Annotated in this window: 14 protein-coding genes; 2 read left to right on the forward strand and 12 right to left on the reverse strand. The window is 53.0% G+C overall.

Annotated features, from left to right (window positions below; genetic code table 11):
* Window positions 1–510 (reverse strand): aldehyde ferredoxin oxidoreductase N-terminal domain-containing protein (locus ACYC56_RS04765; RefSeq protein ID WP_461373040.1); only part of this gene is annotated, 510 nt, incomplete at its 3' end.
* A gap of 188 nt (window positions 511–698) precedes the next feature.
* Between ACYC56_RS04765 and ACYC56_RS04770 the strand changes: the two genes are divergently transcribed.
* Window positions 699–2,216, forward strand: a complete 1,518-nt coding sequence (locus tag ACYC56_RS04770) for a sensor domain-containing diguanylate cyclase (protein ID WP_461373041.1) — start codon at window positions 699–701, stop codon at window positions 2,214–2,216.
* A 17-nt stretch (window positions 2,217–2,233) separates the two neighbouring features.
* Here the strand turns inward: ACYC56_RS04770 and ala are convergent, their stop codons facing one another.
* Window positions 2,234–3,196, reverse strand: a complete 963-nt coding sequence (gene ala / locus ACYC56_RS04775) for an alanine dehydrogenase (protein WP_461373042.1) — start codon at window positions 3,194–3,196, stop codon at window positions 2,234–2,236.
* A gap of 97 nt (window positions 3,197–3,293) precedes the next feature.
* Window positions 3,294–5,825 (reverse strand): DUF3656 domain-containing U32 family peptidase, encoded by a 2,532-nt coding sequence (locus tag ACYC56_RS04780; RefSeq protein ID WP_461373043.1) that lies wholly within the window; start codon window positions 5,823–5,825, stop codon window positions 3,294–3,296.
* A gap of 251 nt (window positions 5,826–6,076) precedes the next feature.
* Between ACYC56_RS04780 and ACYC56_RS04785 the strand changes: the two genes are divergently transcribed.
* Window positions 6,077–8,185, forward strand: coding sequence for a transglycosylase domain-containing protein (locus tag ACYC56_RS04785; RefSeq protein ID WP_461373044.1), 2,109 nt, complete (start codon window positions 6,077–6,079; stop codon window positions 8,183–8,185).
* 52 nt (window positions 8,186–8,237) lie between these two features.
* Here the strand turns inward: ACYC56_RS04785 and ACYC56_RS04790 are convergent, their stop codons facing one another.
* The 9 genes from ACYC56_RS04790 to ACYC56_RS04830 all read right to left on the reverse strand — a co-directional run.
* Complete coding sequence (locus tag ACYC56_RS04790) at window positions 8,238–9,029, reverse strand: type 1 glutamine amidotransferase (protein WP_461373045.1); 792 nt, start codon at window positions 9,027–9,029, stop codon at window positions 8,238–8,240.
* On the reverse strand, window positions 9,026–10,414 hold the full coding sequence (locus ACYC56_RS04795; RefSeq protein ID WP_461373046.1) for a MurT ligase domain-containing protein: 1,389 nt from the start codon (window positions 10,412–10,414) through the stop codon (window positions 9,026–9,028). The genes ACYC56_RS04790 and ACYC56_RS04795 overlap by 4 nt, the downstream gene beginning before the upstream one ends.
* A 22-nt stretch (window positions 10,415–10,436) precedes the next feature.
* A complete protein-coding gene (locus ACYC56_RS04800) occupies window positions 10,437–11,393 on the reverse strand; it encodes an NGG1p interacting factor NIF3 (protein ID WP_461373047.1) in 957 nt (318 codons plus the stop codon).
* A gap of 87 nt (window positions 11,394–11,480) precedes the next feature.
* Entirely contained in the window at window positions 11,481–12,176 is a 696-nt protein-coding gene (locus tag ACYC56_RS04805) for a DNA-3-methyladenine glycosylase (RefSeq protein ID WP_461373048.1), read from the reverse strand.
* Window positions 12,142–13,923, reverse strand: a complete 1,782-nt coding sequence (polX, locus tag ACYC56_RS04810) for a DNA polymerase/3'-5' exonuclease PolX (protein ID WP_461373049.1) — start codon at window positions 13,921–13,923, stop codon at window positions 12,142–12,144. Before polX ends, ACYC56_RS04805 begins: the two co-directional genes overlap by 35 nt.
* 104 nt (window positions 13,924–14,027) lie before the next feature.
* Window positions 14,028–15,581, reverse strand: coding sequence for a phytoene desaturase family protein (locus ACYC56_RS04815; protein WP_461373050.1), 1,554 nt, complete (start codon window positions 15,579–15,581; stop codon window positions 14,028–14,030).
* Window positions 15,582–15,620: 39 nt separating this feature from the next.
* On the reverse strand, window positions 15,621–16,946 hold the full coding sequence (locus tag ACYC56_RS04820) for an NAD(P)/FAD-dependent oxidoreductase (protein ID WP_461373051.1): 1,326 nt from the start codon (window positions 16,944–16,946) through the stop codon (window positions 15,621–15,623).
* A gap of 40 nt (window positions 16,947–16,986) precedes the next feature.
* On the reverse strand, window positions 16,987–18,057 hold the full coding sequence (corA, locus tag ACYC56_RS04825) for a magnesium/cobalt transporter CorA (RefSeq protein ID WP_461373052.1): 1,071 nt from the start codon (window positions 18,055–18,057) through the stop codon (window positions 16,987–16,989).
* A 98-nt stretch (window positions 18,058–18,155) separates the two neighbouring features.
* A partial coding sequence (locus tag ACYC56_RS04830; protein ID WP_461373053.1) for a CPBP family intramembrane glutamic endopeptidase occupies window positions 18,156–18,620 on the reverse strand: 465 nt, incomplete at its 5' end.

The raw sequence follows: 18,620 nt of genomic DNA on the forward strand, positions 1-18,620 counted from the left end.
CATGATATTTGCAAACAGCACGCGGTTTTCGCCTGCGGGTCCTATCGCGGCGACGCTGCCCTTATCCATCAAAGCGGACATCGTTTCAAGCGTGTCGTTTCCCCAGAGCCCTGAAGCATCGTGAATACCGGCACCCATCTCCGTTACCTGGATATAGACGGGATGAGGGCTTTCTCCGGTGATCATAATCGCATCAAGACCCGCTGCTTTGATTTTGTGGGCAAACAGGCCCCCGCAGGAGGAATCATAGATTGTCTTGGTCAGCGGACTTCTGGACACGACCGACATCCTGGCCGACGTCGGTGAGGGCGTGCCGCATAATGGACCGACAGCAAATATCAGCGGCATCTCGGGTGAAAACGGGTGCAACCCAAAGTAATCACGCATCAAGCGAACGCCAAGACCTCTGCCGCCGAGATACTCATAGAGCATCTCGGCCGGGATGTCCTCCCGAACCGCGCAACCGCGGCTTAGATCGATTTTTAGGATTTTGCCGGTCCACCCGAACATTTTTTCCCCTCCGTACCTAATACAGATGTTAGCAGGAGCGTTCGATGCGGGTCAAACCGGGGCTCGTCATCGGAGCCTCGAAACCCAGCATCTATTGCCCTAAAGCAATATAATCTACCTGGTCGATCGCTAAAGAGCCGCGAATTAGAGCCGATGGGTAGTATTAACCAACTTATCGGGAGTTATACGTGGATCCAAATAAATTCGATGGCACAACAAGACTTCTTTCAGTAAAGGGCAGGCTTTTTGTCTTGCTCGTTGTCATGCTGCTCCCCTTTATCATCTTTTCCACATATAAGGCGCTCGACATAAATAAGCGACTTGAAGAAGAGACGAAGACCGAGAGCCTAAAACTCGCGCAGAATGTCGCCCACGATATCGACGAGTATATTATCTCGACCGGTGAAGCACTGATTCCTATCGCCGAAAATGAAAACGTACGTGCGCAAAACTACCCCAAGGTTAGAGCCCTTCTGCAAACGATCGTGCCTAAGTATCCGTTCTACAACGTTATCCTTTTTGTAGACAATGATGGGAATATTCGTGCTGCTGCCGCTTCCGGGGCAATGACGAATAGCGAGGATGCTAAAAAGGTAAACGTGCGCGATACGGTCTGTTACGTGAGGTCGATACGCTCAGACGGCATGGCCGTCGGTGATTTCATTTACAGCCGCTTGACGGGAATCCCCGTAGTCCATGTCACGTATCCGGTCCACGACTTCGCCGGGAAAAGAATCGGCTTTATCGCTGCAGCGTTCGACCTGACGAAAATACAGAACAAGCTCATGCAGACGCGAATCTCACAGGGTACGGTTATCAGCGTGCTGGATGATAAGGGCGTTGTTATCGCGCGGAGCGCTGATGCTAAATCATGGGTCGGCAAAAATCTTTCGCACGAGACATTCTATACATCGATGCTCGGGAAAACCTCGGGAACATCTAAGCTAAAGCAGCCCGATGGTATAACAAGGATTTCCGGCTTTACGATTGCATCCAAGGTACCATGGTTTGTTAGAGTCTGCGTCGACGAGCGATTCATCCAAAAAGAAGTCACACGGGAACTCACTAATCATTTCGCGCTGTTCGTTCCGCTGCTGCTAGTTGCCCTGCTTGGGTGGCTCTGGATCGGAAGGGATGTTAACAGGCTTCATAAGATGACCGAGCGCCTGAGCCTTATCGACCCGCTTACCGAGCTATGGAACTACCGAAAGCTCTCTCAGAACCTGGAACAAGAACTCATCCGCGCACGGCGCTATAAAGAGCCGTTGTCGTTTATCATGATAGATATCGACTATTTCAAACACTACAACGACAACAACGGTCACCAATTAGGAGACGAGACGTTACGCACGGTCGCCATGGCTATACGCAGCGCGGTTAGAGATACCGACCATGTATACCGCTATGGCGGCGAGGAAATGTGCGCGGTGTTGCCCAATACCGGTCAGGAAGGCGCGGCCGTAGTCGCCGAGCGTATTAGGACCAAGGTCGAACAAACAAGCTTCCAGGGAGAAGCAAAACAGCCGGCCGGGAAACTGACAGTCTCTCTCGGCGTGGCGACATATCCGTTCCATTCTATCTCTAAGAACGGCCTCATACACAGTGCCGATGTCGCCCTGTATAAAGCAAAAGAGAACGGTAGAAACCGGGTCGAGACATGTTGCACTGACGGCACATCCTATGAGCCGAAAGCCGCCTCATGTTAAGCCACCGGCACATCCGCTTATCCGATCACATCAAAGTCGTGGCCGATTCCTTCGGCCTTAGCTTTATCGAGAAGCATCCTTGCGGTTGCAATATCTTGTATCGCTAGTCCCGTGGAATCAAAGACAGTTATCTCATTGCCCGTGCGTCCCCGTTTTGCTCCCGTTACGATTTCGCCGAGTGTTGCATAGATGTCCACTTCTGCAAAGAATCCTCGCTTGATCGCTACGTTGAGCTCACCGCTGTGCTTTGCCTGCGCGATATCATCAACGACTACTTTTGCATCGGCTAATATTCTGGGATCGAGTTCCTGCTTGCCGGGCGCGTCTGCCCCTATTGCGTTGATATGGGCGCCCTCTTTCACCCACTCCCGCTTCACGATGAATTCCCTGGATGGGGTCGTAGTACAGACTATATCGCAGCCCGCCGCGGTCTCGATTGAGGCCGATTCGATAGGCAGACCAGGGAAATCGGCTTGGCACCCTTCTACATCTTCTTCATGCAGGCTCCATATGTATATCTTTTCAAACTTGAAGTAATTAAGCAGTGCAAGCAACTGGGTTTTTGCTTGTACGCCCGCCCCGACAAGTCCTACTGTCGTTGAGTCTTTTCGTGCAAGGTACTTCGCGGCCACTCCCCCGGCGGCGCCCGTCCTGTAGCCCGTTATCTGTGTCGCATCCATAATGGCGAGTGGAAAACCGGTTTTCGGGTCGTTAAGCACGAGCATCGCCATCACAGTCGGCAACCCCTTACCGGGATTGCCCGGGTATACGCTCACCCATTTCAGACCGGCGGATTTTTCGACATACGCCGGCATTGCCCTAAAATCACCACTGTAGTGCTTTAAGTCGAGGTAGAGTTTCGGTGGCATAACGGCTTTTCCAAGCCCATACTCTCGAAACGCAGTCTCCACCGCCTCCAGGGTATGTGGCATATCGATAATCTTCTTTATGTCAGACGCTGTAAGCAAACGAGTCTTCAATCTCTGCCCATCCTTGTTTTTCTCTGCTCATCATTGTTTATATTATACGTTTAGCCCCAGCATAAACAAACCCTCTAGGAGCCAGAAGCTAGGCTTTTTATTGTACTTCCCGGAAGAAGTGGCCGGTGGTTGTCTCGGCGGCTGGGAAGAGGCGGTCGGCTTTCTTGAGAACCGGGGTGATATCATCCACTCCCGCCGTTATAAGGTCGACGGCCTCGCGGTAAAGCCTGGTGATAGAGCCCGCCGCTTCCGGCTCGTAGCGGTTTAGCAGAAGTCGCATCGAGCGGATACCTGCGTGTATGAGATTGGCCGTGTTGGGAAGCATGTTGAGTTCCCGTGAGTTGTAGATGTGCGAGCGGCACTTTGTATCCTGTTCGACCGGGAACTTAAAGCCTTTTTCATCCTCGATATAAAAACCGCGCATCGAACAGAACTCACAGCTTTTCTTGGATGCGCTCGGTACGCAGTGCTCGGCGGTCATTACTTCGAGCCAGCCGTGGACCAGGACCTCGGTGTCTACGTTGACGGATTTTGATATTGTGGCGACCTGGTCGAGGGTCAGCTCGGATGACAGGCATATCCTAGAAGCACCGTGATCCCTGAAATACCGGGTGCTTACCCTGTTGAAGTTGTTGATACGGTAATCGAGAAACAGCGGTAACCCCAGATCACGAACCGCATGAAACATCCCAAAGTTATCGATGAGCAGCGCGTCTAAGAACTCTTTATTGGATTCTATGAGCGTGAGCAATGCGGCTACTTCGCCCTGGTGGACTATGTTGCCGGTGGCCAACGCCATCTTTGCACCCTGCTTGACGGCTATTTCTGAGAGCTTTGAAAGGTCAAGGCCTTCCTGTCGTGAAAAGCCGGGCCTCACATAGAGCCAGTCAGCACCGTTTTGGGCGGCCTGAACCGCCTGTCCCGGTGAACTCACATCAACCGCAAGAAGCGGCTTCTGGGGCTTTTTGGTGCGCTCTGGGCGCATCAAGGCATCGAGTTCGTCCTGCGCTTTTTTGGGTGCTACCCGTGTTCGCCGGTATGCTTTGATTCTCTCGGCATCAAGTCTCTCGACCAGGGTGCGCCTGAGGTCATTGAGCTTTCCAAGGGGAACCATCACACCGGGACCGAGTGAAATATCCCATGATTCGACCTCATAGATAGTATTGCCGAGCCTGTTCAGCTGGGCGATAACGTCGTGGTCGGCGAGGGTTCTTTTCTCACCCTTTTCGGCATTGAAATCGCTTATCACTTCGGCTCCCTGCCCGCCGTAAGCCGGGTTTACGTGCGCTTTTAGCTGTATAGGTTTTCCTATCTCGATAAATGCGGACATCTCGACCGGCACCCGCTTAGATATCCCACCCTTTATCGACTCTCTTGCGGTTTTAATAAGCCGCTCGTTATATATTCTAAAAACCCTATCGCCAGTGTTGATCTTATGTCGTTTTTCTTTTAGGACGATTACCGCCTTCGACCCCTCGGGGGCACACTCGACACGCTTGTCGGCAACAAGCAACTCGTCGACTTTTGCTTTGACCCTGCCGCCACGGCTAACCCACACCTCGATCTCGTCGCCGACGCACAGCTCGTGTTTCAGCTGCAGGCCTAGTTTGCCCGTATAGACATCCAGGTAGGTCACCCTTCCTATGAGCATGCCGCGGTCGCTCGGCCTATCGAAACTCATGAGGCGGCTATCGCGAATATCCTTGAAATATCCCTCGGTAAAGCCGCGGCTGAATACTTCTTTGAGTTCGTTTATCTCTTCATCGGATACGGCGTACGAATCGGGGTCGCGCAGGTACCTGTCGATTGCATTTCTATATACGCGCACGACGGTCGCCACATACTCGGGCGATTTCATACGCCCCTCGATTTTGAGCGCTTTTACACCGGCTTTCGCCAATTCGGGTATCAGCTTGATGCCGCTTAAATCCTTCGTGCTTAAGACGTGCTTGCCCGGCGTCGGCCAGACTTCTTCGCGCGAACCCGCGACCGAAAGGCTGTAGCCTAAGCGGCACGCCTGCGGGCACATCCCGCGGTTACCGCTTCTGTTTCCCACCATACTGCTGAAGAGACATTGACCGGAGTATGAGAAACAGAGGGCGCCGTGGATGAACGTCTCTATTTCAACAGTGGTCGAACCGCATGTTTCGGCGATTTCGCCTATCGATAGCTCGCGCGCCAGGGTAATACGGTTGGCTCCCTGCTCTTCGAGAAACTTCACCATCTCCACGTTGTGCGTGTTCATCTGGGTGCTTGCGTGCACGCGCATCTCGGGCAAGAGCTGCTTTACCAGTTTAAAAACGCCCCAGTCCTGAATGATGACCGAATCAGCGCCCGCGTTATTGATTTCTGCAAGGCTCTCGACGGCGGAGGGCAGTTCTTCGTCAGAGATAATCGTATTGAACGCGACATAGACCTTGGTCCCCCGAAGGTGGGCATCGCGTACTGCGTCTCTTAGTTCGTCGATTGTGAAGTTGCCGGCCTGACGGCGTGCACTGAATTTCTCAACGCCCAGGTAGATGGCATCCGCCCCGCTGTTGAGCGCGGCGTCAAAGGCCGTTCTGTTGCCCGCCGGTGCCAGAAGCTCAAGTTTATTATCCAATTGTTCACTCTCTCTATTTTCAACCATAGTTTAATCCACAATAATCCAAATAATTTCTTTCCGGAATCAGATTATACTATGATACCCCATACTTCCAACTTCCTGGTGAAATACTGCGCTTTATCCCGATATGTGAGAAAAACTAGCCGATAGTGTGGGTCAGTTAGACACCATTTAGGGAATATTTAAGAACAAGATAAAGAGAACAATAAAAAGAACATATGCATGAGGGTCATTATTAGGGTTTCTTATGGATTTCGATGAAAGAGTGATGCGGTTTGAAGAAATTCGTCTTTCTTACAGTTCTTGGACTATTCTTAACAGTGTTTCTTGCAAACAGTTTTGCCGGTGAGGCGAACCAATTCGTAAGAGTAGAAAACAATGCCTTATTAAAACAGGCGCAACGCTCATATATCCTGGCCAATGACGGTGCTGTCCTTACCAGGCTGTACCTTGAGAACCGGGAGGATGTTCCGCTTCAGAATGTTCCTCCGGTCGTACAGAAAGCGTTTATCGCAATCGAGGATGAGCGCTATTACCAGCACAAAGGCGTCGATGTTTATGGAATCGCGCGGGCGGTCGTCACAGATCTCAAACACCGGCAGATAGTCGAAGGCGGAAGCACGATTACGCAGCAGTATGTTAAAAACAGCATCGGCTCTAAAGACCGCACCCTCACTCGAAAAATGCGCGAAGCCGTCATGGCGGCGCGCCTGGAGCAGAAATACTCGAAGCAGCAAATACTCGAAGCATACTTGAACACGATTTACTTCGGCCAGGGCGCTTACGGTATAGAGGCTGCATCTGAGGTGTTCTTTGGGAAGAAGTCGTACCAGCTGACGCTCGCCGAGGGCGCATTGCTGGCGGGCGTGACGAAATCGCCAGAGAATTTTTCTCCCTATAAAAATCTAAAAAATGCGCTGAGCAGGCGGGCTACGGTATTGGACCGTATGGCAAGCCTGAAGCTTATCACAAAGCATGAGGCCGATCAGGCGAAAGCCACTCCCCTGCGCGTCGCCGCGCTTAGGCAAGAGCCGGTCTCCGCGCCGTACTTCGTAGAATACGTTAAGCAGGCGCTTATAAAAGAATATGGTGTTAACAAGGTGTTTAAGGGCGGACTGCGTGTGCATACTACACTCAGCTGGAGAGCGCAGAGAATCGCCGAGCGGGCGGTCGCGAAGCGCCTCTACCTTCGCAAGGACCCGCAGGCCGCACTGGTATCCATCAATCCGAAAAACGGCTATATCGTGGCTATGATCGGCGGACGCAACTTTCAACACATCAAGTATAACCTCGCGACCCAGGGAAAACGGCAGCCGGGATCGTCATTTAAACCGTTTGTCTTGATTACGGCGCTTAAACAGGGCTACGGCCCAAACGATACTTTCGATTCGTCCTCGCCCCAGACGATTCGCATTTCGCGTAACCCGTATGATGAACCGTGGACCGTGCACAATTGCGAGGGAAGCGGGCACGGGATGATGACCCTGCGAGAAGCGACGGTTCACTCGGTAAACGCCGTTTATGCAAATCTTACCGTAACGGTGGGACCGGATAATGTGGTCGAGACCGCTCATCAAATGGGTATCACTACGCATTTGGACCCCTATCCTTCACTTGGTATAGGTGGTCTTACGGTCGGCGTTTCTCCACTTGAGATGGCCTCCGCATACGCAACGCTGGCTAACGGGGGCGTCCATATTCCACCGACCTCGATTATAAAGATCGTTGATTCTGAGGGCACGACCATCAAACAGGCAAAGCCGGTGGGCACACAGGCAATCAGCGCCGAAATCGCAAACAGGGCTATCGATATTATGCAGGGCGTTGTCCAGCGGGGTACCGCCACGCGTGCCAATATCGGCAGGCCCGCTGCGGGAAAGACGGGTACAAATGGGGAGTATCGCGATGCCTGGTTTGTGGGCTTTACCCCGAATCTGGTAACAAGCGTGTGGATGGGGTATCCGCAGGCGCAGGTGTCGATGTACAATGTCCACGGCAGCAGGGGTTTCGGCGGTATCATCCCGGCTTCGATCTGGCACTCGTACATGGGGCAGTTCCTGAGCGGCACACCCGTGCTCGACTTTACCCCGGCCCGTTGGCCGGGGAACCAGGCGAAAAAGGCGTCTTCGTACTCGGGAGGTAAACATGCCGCAAATTTTTCCGGAAGTGGCTCAAACGCCTCCAAAAGGAGGTCACTTCAACACATCACGGCGACGCAGCAGCCAAACCCGACTCTACAACCAGGCACAACCCAGGGCATACAGCAAACACCCCAAACGCCACAAACGGTGGTAACGCCGACGAACCCGCCGACAACGGCGGCACCCCCTGGGACGGCGACTAATCCGCCCACTTCAGGTCAAGCGGAATCTACAGGTCACTAAATCCTTGATGGTAAGCCTCTGACGCTAAGCTGTGACGTGTTCTGCTTGTTCTTTACAGGTGGGTAGTTTTGGCTGTCAGTATCCTTGTTCTCGCCGAATCGAACGCCGCATATTCGTGCGAGTCGTCAAGTTCCATTATGTGGATTTTGAAGCCGTACCTGTGCTTCAAGGCAAGAAGAATCAAGTAATCGGCCAGCCACGGGTTCTTTGGAAGGAGCGGACCGTGCAGGTAGGTGCCGAAGGCGTTCCGGTAGCGGCACCCTTCCCACTGCGAAGAGCCATCGTTACCAAAGCCGTTTATCACCTTTCCGAGCGGTTTGCCGTGTTCGCCCAGAAATGTTTTTCCACTATGGTTTTCAAACCCCACGAGTTTCGACCCCCGTTTCTTTGGTACATGCACCTTGTGTGCGCCCGTGAAGCTTGCCATGGGCTCGGAGCAATCCACTAGAACGTTGCCGATCATGCGCTGATCGCCGGCCTCGGTATAGGCATCGAAGACCCCTATGCCGGGTAACTCTACGCCATCCTTGGTTTTAAAATAATGGCCGAACAGCTGGTAAGCGCCGCAGATTGTGAGCGCGCATACATTCTGCTCGATTGCTTCTTTTATCTGGGGACCTTTCGAGAGTAAGTCATCCGATATTAAGTGTTGGGACCTGTCCTGGCCGCCGCCCATAAATATGATATCCGCTTGTGAGAGGTCAAGGCGATCGCCTTTTTTGCTGTCGATGACCTCGGCTTGTATGCCGCGCCATCTGCAGCGCTTGACGATCGAAAGGATATTGCCGTAGTCCCCGTATAGGTTCATTGCATCCGGGTAAAGGTGAAACAGGTTGATTTTCATGCCGCCTCCTCCTCCCAGAATCCGCCGACCGCTCCCCTTTTAGTCAGGTAATTGCGCAACTGCAGCATGCCGGTGTATGTGGTCATCACATAGAGCGTCTCATTTTCGGGGGTATGCCTGCACGCATGTTCGAAAGCTTGCTCGATGGTACCGATCGTCGTTATCTTTCGGGTATCGAAATCCTCATACTTCAAGCGCAGCGCCATATCGGCGGCCCTGATACCCGATACAAAGATGTTATGCGCAACGAGCCGCAGTGGCGTTATATCCGCATCCCATATCCACGACACGTCGGTACCGTCCGCAAAGTTGTCGTTAAGCACCAGCATAAATGTGTGGGCGGCCTGGTCCGTGCTTAAGGTCTCGGCTATCTGTGTCAAACCGATCGGGTTTTTAACCAGAAGCAGGTAAATCTCCATGTTATCAACGGATAGCTTCTCCATCCTGCCAAAAGCGGCCTCTGAGGCATCGAGGCTTTGCCCGATCGTGTCGATACCGATCCCTAAGGACCGTGCAATCGAGAACGCCGCCAGCGAATTGTAGACGTTGTAGATGCCGGATACGTTTGACGAAACAGCAAGACTTCCACTTTGATCCGCCAACAAGTATGACGAATTCTTGATCCCGTAGAGGGTTATTCCCTTTGCCTCGTAGTGAGGGTCGGGTCGCTTAGAGCTGCAGTTGGGGCAATGGTAAATGCCGAGATGGCCGTAGTATCTCCGGTCGAATACCAGCCCGGCCCCACACAGCAAGCAGTCGTTGCTATCCATGGACGCTCTTGATTTAGAAGTGTAGGTCGCATCGTTTAAGCCGAAGAACACGGCACTATTCTTGCCATTGATCCTTCCGGAAAGTGAGGCGACAAGCGGGTCGTCCGCATTGAGCAGTATGGTCGAATCGCTGAGAGCGCTCATCGAATCGACGATTACGGTGGCGGTTTTATCAAGTTCGCCGTAACGATCGAGCTGGTCTCTAAAGAGGTTGGTTACGAGGACAACCTTTGGGTTGATGCTTTTGACGGCGTCTTTCATCGTAGCCTCGTCGATTTCAAAGAGGCCGATGTCGCCAAGCGGCGTACCGAAGAGAGTGGATTGCTCTATCAGCGCTGATGCGACTCCCCGCATTAGGTTCGACCCGGTGCGGTTGTGTATGACCCCGTACCCTTCGTTCTTCAGAATCGACGACAGGTACTTTGAGGATGTTGTCTTGCCGTTGGTTCCCGTTATGATAATCGAGCCGTAGCGCAATTTGCCCGTTATCTTTATTATGAGGTTCGGGTCGATTCGCAACGCTACAAGCCCCGGGTAGGACGAGCCTCCGCCAAAGCTAAAAAGCCTGCTCAAAAGGATTAAAAGTTTTCCTGTGATAACTGCGATAAACTTCATCTGGTTACCACATCTACCCGTTTTAACTTCTTTTAACCCTCAAAAGCCCTGACGTTGTAAGGACACTGACACCGTTATTCTCGAGTTTATCGAGGAAGAGGTTCATGCCGATAGCGTCACTGGCTATATGCCCGGCGACTATTAAATTCAGATGATGTTCGCTAGCTTTTTTGCGAAGCTTGTCGCTGAAGTGCATACCGACGATCGTGCCCACTCCGGCGTTGGCAAGCCGCTCTATCGCCGCTTCAGGACCCTCTGTACCGCCGGTCATATCTACGACGATTTTGCCGGGACGTTTACCGGGATCACCGACGATGATTGCCGGGCCTGAACTATTTAAGGCCGCATCCTTGTATTCCGGGACCTCCTTGAGAGCCTTTACTATATCGCCCATGGTCGACGGCTCCTTCTCATCCAGGTAGCTCTGGACGAAATCTGTGACCAGGTTATCGCACGGGGTGTGGGAGTTCATAAAACAGAAGCCGAGCAACCGCGCCGCATCTACCGCGCGGTTGTGGTTGATCGGCATCAGGCCGCGGCGCACCTCGGTCATGCGCTCCCCTATCAAGTCATCGCCAACATTGATCGGAACGCCGTATTTCGCCCATATATCTGCTTGCATTGCCATCACATCGGCCAACGCCGCCAGCGCTTTACCTTCGGGGTGGTGGGCAAGCACAAGGTCTATCTTCTCGCCTTTTTCTCGCAGTCTATCCGCCAGCACGACCTCTTGAGTTTCCATATCGATACCCGCTATGAGGCCGTTGATCTCGGCATCGGGGTCGCCGGTAAGCATCCTTGTGTCCGAGTAAGGATTGCTCAGCTCATCTACGTCGAAGAACTCTTTTTCGTCGTCTTTTAAGCCTTCATACTGCTCGGTCTTTTTTCCCAGCACCCTCTCGATTTCGGCTTCGCCGCGTGGGTCGTGGTGGATTCCAACTTCAATCGCCAGGTCGTAAATCGCGCGGAACTTCATCATCCTTCTACCTCCAGTCGTCGCTTCCACTTCGCATCATTATCAACATTCGCAGTTCGCTACTGCCGTATCGTAATAAGTATCTTTGCACTATCGGGATACATATGGATTCCCCTGGATGGAGAATCTTAAAAGCATATCGGTGCCGGCCGAGATACCGATTCTCGGGCTTTTGTGTATTGAGATATCCTGCGTCATACCACCGGTGATGAAAAGGCCGCCCCTCTGGTTCACCATATCCGTACCGTTATCGTTTATATCCACCTTCAGGGCTTTTGTCAGCTTTCCGGGGCCGTTGGTCAGGTCAATCATCTTCTTTACGGGGCGGTTATGCATCATAAGCTCAATACCCGACAGCGGCTCGACCGCGCGCAGCAAGACTGCGCCGGCACGGCCCTCCTCCCCCGTGACGACATTGAGCAGGTAGTGCACGCCGTAGTTGAGGTACACATATGCCCTGCCTGCACGCCCGAACATTATCGCATTTCGGGGCGTCATGCCCCTGCACGCGTGGCTGGCGGGGTCGCCCTCACCGAAGTAGGCTTCGACTTCGACGATTTTGGCCGCCATAGGACCCTGCGGCGTTTCGCGGACTAGCAGCCGTCCAAGAAGATCGACCGCCACGGTATCGGCCGCGCGCTCGTAGAATCGTACCGGTAACGGAGCGTATGTTTTGTTTGCGGTTGTATTCAAGGTTTTATTAGTGGACATCGGTAAGAAATTATAGCATAAAGTGATGGTGAAACGGTTCTTATCGTTGTTTGCGCAGCATACGTCGTATTTCATCGACTTTGTAGGTATTAAGAACGTCTTCTTTAGTGAGCCAGCCGCGTTGGGCTGTGGCGACGCCGTATTCCATATAGAGCATATTGCCGGCGACGTGGGCATCGGTGTCGATGGCGAACTTGCAACCGTAAACGTCTCTGGCTTCCCGCAAGTAGTCGTCTTTCAAGTCGAGCCTGTTGGGATATGCGTTAAGCTCCAAAAATGTGCCGGTAGCGGCTGCGGCCTTAAACACCTCGTGCAAATCGATATCATAAGGCGGGCGTTGTCCGAGAATCCTGCCGGTCGGGTGCGCGATGATGTTGACGTAGGGGTTTTCTATAGCCCGCACCATACGCCTTGTAAGCTGTTCTTTTGATTGCCGGAAGCCACCGTGGATCGAGCCTATCACCACATCGAGCTTGCGCAATACCTCCGGCCCGAAATCGACTTCCCCATCATTATCGATATTCGTCTCCATACCGGTAAGAATCTCTATGTCGTCATATTTCTCTTTGAGTTCGCCGATCGCTTCTAATTGTTCCTGAAGCTCTTCTTTTGTTAGGCCGCCCGCAATACGCAATTTCTCGGCGTGGTCGGAGATGGTTACGAATGTATAGCCCAGGCTACGCGCCATCTCCACCATCGCTTCAATATCGTTTATGCCGTCGCTCCACTTCGTATGAACGTGAAAATCGCCCTTTATGTCCTCATGCTGGATAAGCCGCGGCAGGCTTCGGCGCATCGCCGCCTCTATCTCGCCTTTATCCTCTCGGATCGTTGGTGGGGGCGTTTCCATATCGAGAGTACTGTATACCTCTTCTTCAGTACGCCCCCCAAGTCTTCTATTGGTATCCGATTCAAGGACACCGTACTCGTTTATCTTCAGACCCCGTTTCTTAGCGATATCCCGTAGGTGGATATTGTGCGGTTTGGAGCCCGTAAAATACTGGAGCGCCGCACCGTACTGGTTGGGGGCCACCACGCGCAAATCGATCTGCAGCCCGTTTTTTACGATAATACTGCTCTTTGTCTCACCGGTTGCCAGGATATATGCAACCTGCGGCAGTGTCGTGAAGTATTCCATTACCTTGAGCGGTTGGTCGCTCGATGCAAGAAGATCGATATCGCCGACAGTCTCTTTCATGCGGCGCAAGCTTCCCGCAGTGCTTGCCCGGTCTACAAAAGACTGTTGAGCGAGTAAATCAACGACTTCGTGGGCTATCGGATAGGCCTGCGAGAGGAGAATACGCTCGTGCATCTTATCGTATTGATGGATTCCCCGGAGGATATTTTCCTCAGTCTTACGGCCAAACCCCGGAATATGCTCTATTTTGTGTTCCGCAATCGCGTTTACAAGCTCATCACGGTTGGAGATTCTGAGGGTGTCGTAAATCTTTTTTGCCTTTTTAGGGCCGATGCCGGGGATGACCATAAGCTCGGGGAGCGACTCGGGGATTTTTTCGCGCAGCTCTTCATAATACGGGAGACGACCTGTCGCTATGAGTTCCTCCAGACGAAGGGCGGTATGGCTTCCAACACCCGGGATCTCGTCAAGTGCTTTGACGCCACCCTCGCGGTAGATATCCGTAATAGGCCTGGTAAGGCCGCGGACGCTTGCGGCGGCTTTGTGGTAGGCGCGCACCCTGAACGTGGTTTCACCGAGAATATCCAGCATATCGCCGATCTCATCGAGGATTTCAGCAACCCGCTCGTTGGTCAGTTCGCCTTCACCCTGGGCTCTTTGTTCCATCTCGTTCTCAACATCCAATCCTTTAGATCGCCGCTTACCCCGAGTTTTCTCAACGGTAAGTGCGGCTTTATTTTGTCTGCTACCTAAAGGATACCCGTTTTTGGGACTTGAGATTCAAGTGTTCAGCTTGAAGTAGTGAACGTCTTGCCGTCTCTGTGGCAGAGAAGTTGCGCTACGTGGCGGCCCGAGTAAAGGGACGGCGGAACACCGCCACCCGGCATAACCCATTGACCCGCCATGTAAAAGTTAGCGAGGCCGGGCAGTGACTTCTCGACGCGCGCCAGAAGCGTTTCGGGGGTCGGCAGCCAACCTTCGAACGCGCCGCGGTGGTTCTTTGTGTAGCGCCAGGTCGTATAGGGTGTGGCAACATCGGTTACCTCTACCTGCCCGGAGATGCCGGTGTACAGCTGCTCCAGCCTGCCGAGTACCTCCCCGGCCACACGCTGCTTCTCGGCATCGTAACGTGCACGGTCTTTATCGCACAAATCGCTCCAATACTCCCACTCGGTCTCGAACTCGGCCTGGACCACGGTTTTGCCGGGCGGCGCGAATTCGGAGCTGTAATTAAAGATGCGCAGAACGATTGAGTCGATCGACTCGTTACCGACGGTGAAGGGCTCTTTAAGTGTGACGAAACTTATACATGGCTCGCCCTTAAACTCGCGGGCCACGCCAAAGCTCGCCATCACAAACGGCCTGAAAAGCTTCCAGGTCTTATAGCGCTCTTCGATGGTCTCATCAACGTAGCGCCCGCCAAGCATCTTATAAACGGTGCTATAGCCGTCCGCCGCCGATACCACGACATCGGCATAGTGGATGCTTCCATCCGCCAGACGCACCCCGATCGCACGGTCGTTTTCTACCAGAATCTCTTCGACCATAGCGCGGAAGGTTATGCGGCCACCCAAATCCATATAGCGTTTCTCGACAGCTTTTACAAAAGCAAGCGACCCGGTTTCAAGGAGCGCCATCTGCCCGTCCCCGGCTATCGCCAACAACATCAGCATAAACCAGGTGGGCACCTCCGGCAGGAACACGTTTTCAAAAAACCGCCGCACCATCGGATGCCTTACATCCTTCACGAATTCATACACGGGTTTTGCATATTTGCCGGTGAAGTATTTGAGCGCACGGCGCATGCCCCACATCATCTTTACCTGGTCCATGGGATGCATGAGTTCGGCGGGTTGCCCCATCCCCATATCGCCCAAATCTATGCCTTGCAGAGAGCGCGCCGATCTGATTATGTCATCGATGATCCTCGAATCTTGCGGCGACAAGGCTTTTAAGTCGGATGCGAGACGAAGAAGGTCTCTATCCAATTTTATCTGTGTTCCGGTCGCCTCGTCGAGATAAGAAAAGTAGCTCAGATCGACGAACTTGTTTGTCTCATATATGCCGAGTTCGCTGAAAAGCTTGTGGTTCGACTGGCCGGGCTTGTCGCCCCAGAGAAAGTGGATGGCCCCATCGATGAGGTAATCTTTACGCTTCCAAGCCGCAACCACGCCACCGGGCTTTTTGTGGTGCTCGAAGATAAGGGTTTCGTACCCGTTCATCTGCAGATAGCACCCGGCGGAGAGACCGGCAACGCCCGCGCCGATTATAATAACTGATCTGCCTGCCACGTTTTCTTCATTCCTTCCTGCGACGTCCGGCACTTTTGCTCTGATTAGCATATAGTTTACATCTTATTGGCGTACTGTGTTGAGATATCTTTAGCTCTGCGGAGTCTCGTCGCCATCACCTGTGCGCCGCGAGGTCGAACACCTGAGCGCCCTGGCGAACAGGGTCTTATCCGAGGGGAATATAAAGCGGACGGCACGCTCGAAGAGAAAGTAGTCCTGGGACCAGTTTATCATCACAAGCAGGCGGTTTCTAAACCCAATCAGATTAAGCAGGTGGACTCCAAGCCAGAGCATCCATGCAAAAAGACCGGTAAAGACCCGCTCACCTATCCTTACAACACCTGCATTCCGCCCTATCGTAACCATTGTGCCGCGGTCGTGGTAGCGAAATTCCTGTAGGGGCTGCCCGGACAGCTGATTCATGATATTTTGGGCCGCCACTGCTCCCTGTTGAACCGCGACGGGCGCTACCATGGGTAAAGGCCGGCCGTTCTCTTCGAAGTACGCTAGGTCACCGATAACATACACCTCGGGGTGATCGGGTACCTGCAGTGTCGGCAACACTTCGACCCGGCCGTCGCGCGCCGTCGGAAGACCCCACGATTTAGCGAGCGGCTGACCGCCCACACCCGCGGTCCAGACCACGGTTTCGGTCGGTATGGCTTCGCCGCTTTTCAGGACTACCGAATCGGCGTTTATTTGGCTTACCATTGTTTGAAGGCGAATTATAACGCCCATCCCCGTTAGGCGCTCTTGGGCATACGAGCGCAGTTTTTGCGGCAGCATTGTGAGCAGGTTGTCCGCCGCTTCGATCAATATGACGCGAACTTCTTCAAAATTAAGGGAGGGATAATCCTTCACGAGTGGGCCGTCGATCAGCTCGGCGAGGGCGCCGGCAAATTCGACACCCGTTGCACCGCCGCCGACGATAATAAATGTAAGAAGGCGCTTTCGCCGCGCCCCATCCTTTTCAAACGACGCCTGCTCGAAGCAACACAGGATATGATTGCGTAGCGCAGCACCCTCTTCCAGCGTCTTTAATGAAAAGGAGTTCTCGGCGGCACCCGGTACGCCGAAGTAATTAGAGGTACTTCCCATCGCCAGAACCAGGTAATCGTATGAGATAGAATCTCCGTTAACCTTAACTGCACGGGCGTCGAAATCGATATCGCCGACATCGGCCAGGATAAAGCCCGCGTTGGGCAGTTTTCGCAGGATCGCGCGTATGGGATATGCGATCTCTTCCGGCTCGAGTTCGGCCGCCGACACCTGGTAGAGAAGCGGCAGGAACGTATGGTAGTTGTCGCGGTCGATCAGCAGGGTATCGACAGGCGCTTCCGTTAGGGCGCGGGCAGCCCAGAGACCGCCGAAACCGGCCCCGACAATAACCACCCGTGGACGTCCATCAACCGCCATACCTGCCTCCGATTACTAGGTCAATCTTACCATTACCGGCCTATAGCCACTTTCTTCTTCTGAAATAAGCGAGCATGAAAGCCACTATCACTATCATAACTACCCAGACAGCCGGGTACGCCCAACGCGAATCAAGCTCGGGCATATATCTAAAGTTCATCCCGTAAATACCCACGATGAATGTTAACGGGATGAAAATCGTGGCGATGATGGTCAAGACCTTCATGACTTCGTTCATGCGGTTGCTGATGCTTGAAAGGTAGATATCGAGCATACCCGAGAGCATATCGCGCAATGTCTCGATGGTGTCGATCACCTGGATCGTATGGTCGTAGACGTCGCGCAGATATATCATAGTCGCCTCCTTGATCAGCGGCGATTCTCCCCTTTCAAGTGCGGCGATCACTTCCCTAAGGGGCCATACCGACTTGCGCAAGTATATCATCTGGTGTTTGAGATTGTGGATGTGATGCAAGGCGTCTTGGCCGGGATTGGCTATGAGGTCATCTTCGAGATACTCGATATCCTCGCCGAGTTTTTCAAGGACTGCAAAGTAGCTGTCAACGACGGCGTCGATCAACGAGTATGCGAGATAATCGGCGCCTTGCGCTCTCAATTTATTAGCGCCCGTCCTGATTCGCTCGCGGATAGGGTCGAAAATGTCCCCCTCGATCCCTTCCTGAAACGAGAGCACGTAGTTCTTGCCAAGAATAAGGCTTATCTGCTCGGTGACGATGCCGTTCTCTACGTTATCGTAATAAATCATTTTAAGCACGATGTAGACATAATCACGGTAGTCTTCAAACTTCGGTCGCTGGTCGGTGTTGAGGATATCCTCAAGCACAAGGGGATGCAGGCCGTAACACTCGCCAAGCTTCTCAAGAATATCCGTATCGTGAATGCCCTCGAGGTTGATCCAGCTGACGGTGGGCGTGTCTCTAAAGGGGAAGCACTCTTTGACCTCGGTCGCTTCCCTCTCGCTAAAGCTATGCTCGTCGTAATCGAGTATCGTGATCTTTACTTCCCCGGATTTTTTATCGCCGATATGAACCAGGCTGCCGGGGGGCAGACCCGCTTTTGCCGACCGTTTCTTTTTACTGATATGCTTCATATACCGCCACCGCTTAAAAGATATTCAATGCCTCGACTACTATTCCTAAGCATAGCTAAAGTCGTAGACGAGAGCAATTTTAGCTTTATACCCTTTCGTCACACTGCTTCCTCTGTGGGCGCTTCGATTTGCAGGCTCTCGGGACGCCAGACGAGAAGCACCCGTACGTCGACAAGCGCGTGAATAACCATCGACAAGAGGAGACTGCCGGTGGCCACATATAACACCGCAAGCCCGAGGCCAAGTATGCCTGTGCCGATAATGCCCTTTAGCCCCTGGTACGCGTGCCCGAACCCGAATATGACCGACGAGATGACCACGACCGCAATAAGCGGCAGAGACGGGAGTACCTGGGAGAGATAGAATATAAGGAAACCCCTGAAGAGAATCTCTTCGCAAATTCCGGCCGTCACCGAGATCGCCGCCCACAGCCGTCGCTCACCTTTCGTGTGTGGAAGCAAAGCGGCCACCGGTTGCATCGCCCGGCTTACGTTCTCACGATAATCGGGTCTTCTTGCCGTGCGCAAAAACGATATGGCCGCGGCAACGCAGACTATCAGGCC

This window comes from Candidatus Aquicultor sp., assembly GCF_054640775.1.

Coding starts and splice junctions, on each gene's coding strand:
- ACYC56_RS04780 (WP_461373043.1), bottom strand. CDS start 5,825: ATGGTTGAAAATAGAGAGAGTGAACAATTGGATAATAAACTTGAGCTT.
- ACYC56_RS04790 (WP_461373045.1), bottom strand. CDS start 9,029: ATGAAAATCAACCTGTTTCACCTTTACCCGGATGCAATGAACCTATAC.
- ACYC56_RS04795 (WP_461373046.1), bottom strand. CDS start 10,414: ATGAAGTTTATCGCAGTTATCACAGGAAAACTTTTAATCCTTTTGAGC.
- ACYC56_RS04800 (WP_461373047.1), bottom strand. CDS start 11,393: ATGATGAAGTTCCGCGCGATTTACGACCTGGCGATTGAAGTTGGAATC.
- ACYC56_RS04805 (WP_461373048.1), bottom strand. CDS start 12,176: ATGAAATACGACGTATGCTGCGCAAACAACGATAAGAACCGTTTCACC.
- ACYC56_RS04815 (WP_461373050.1), bottom strand. CDS start 15,581: ATGCTAATCAGAGCAAAAGTGCCGGACGTCGCAGGAAGGAATGAAGAA.
- ACYC56_RS04820 (WP_461373051.1), bottom strand. CDS start 16,946: ATGGCGGTTGATGGACGTCCACGGGTGGTTATTGTCGGGGCCGGTTTC.
- corA (WP_461373052.1), bottom strand. CDS start 18,057: ATGAAGCATATCAGTAAAAAGAAACGGTCGGCAAAAGCGGGTCTGCCC.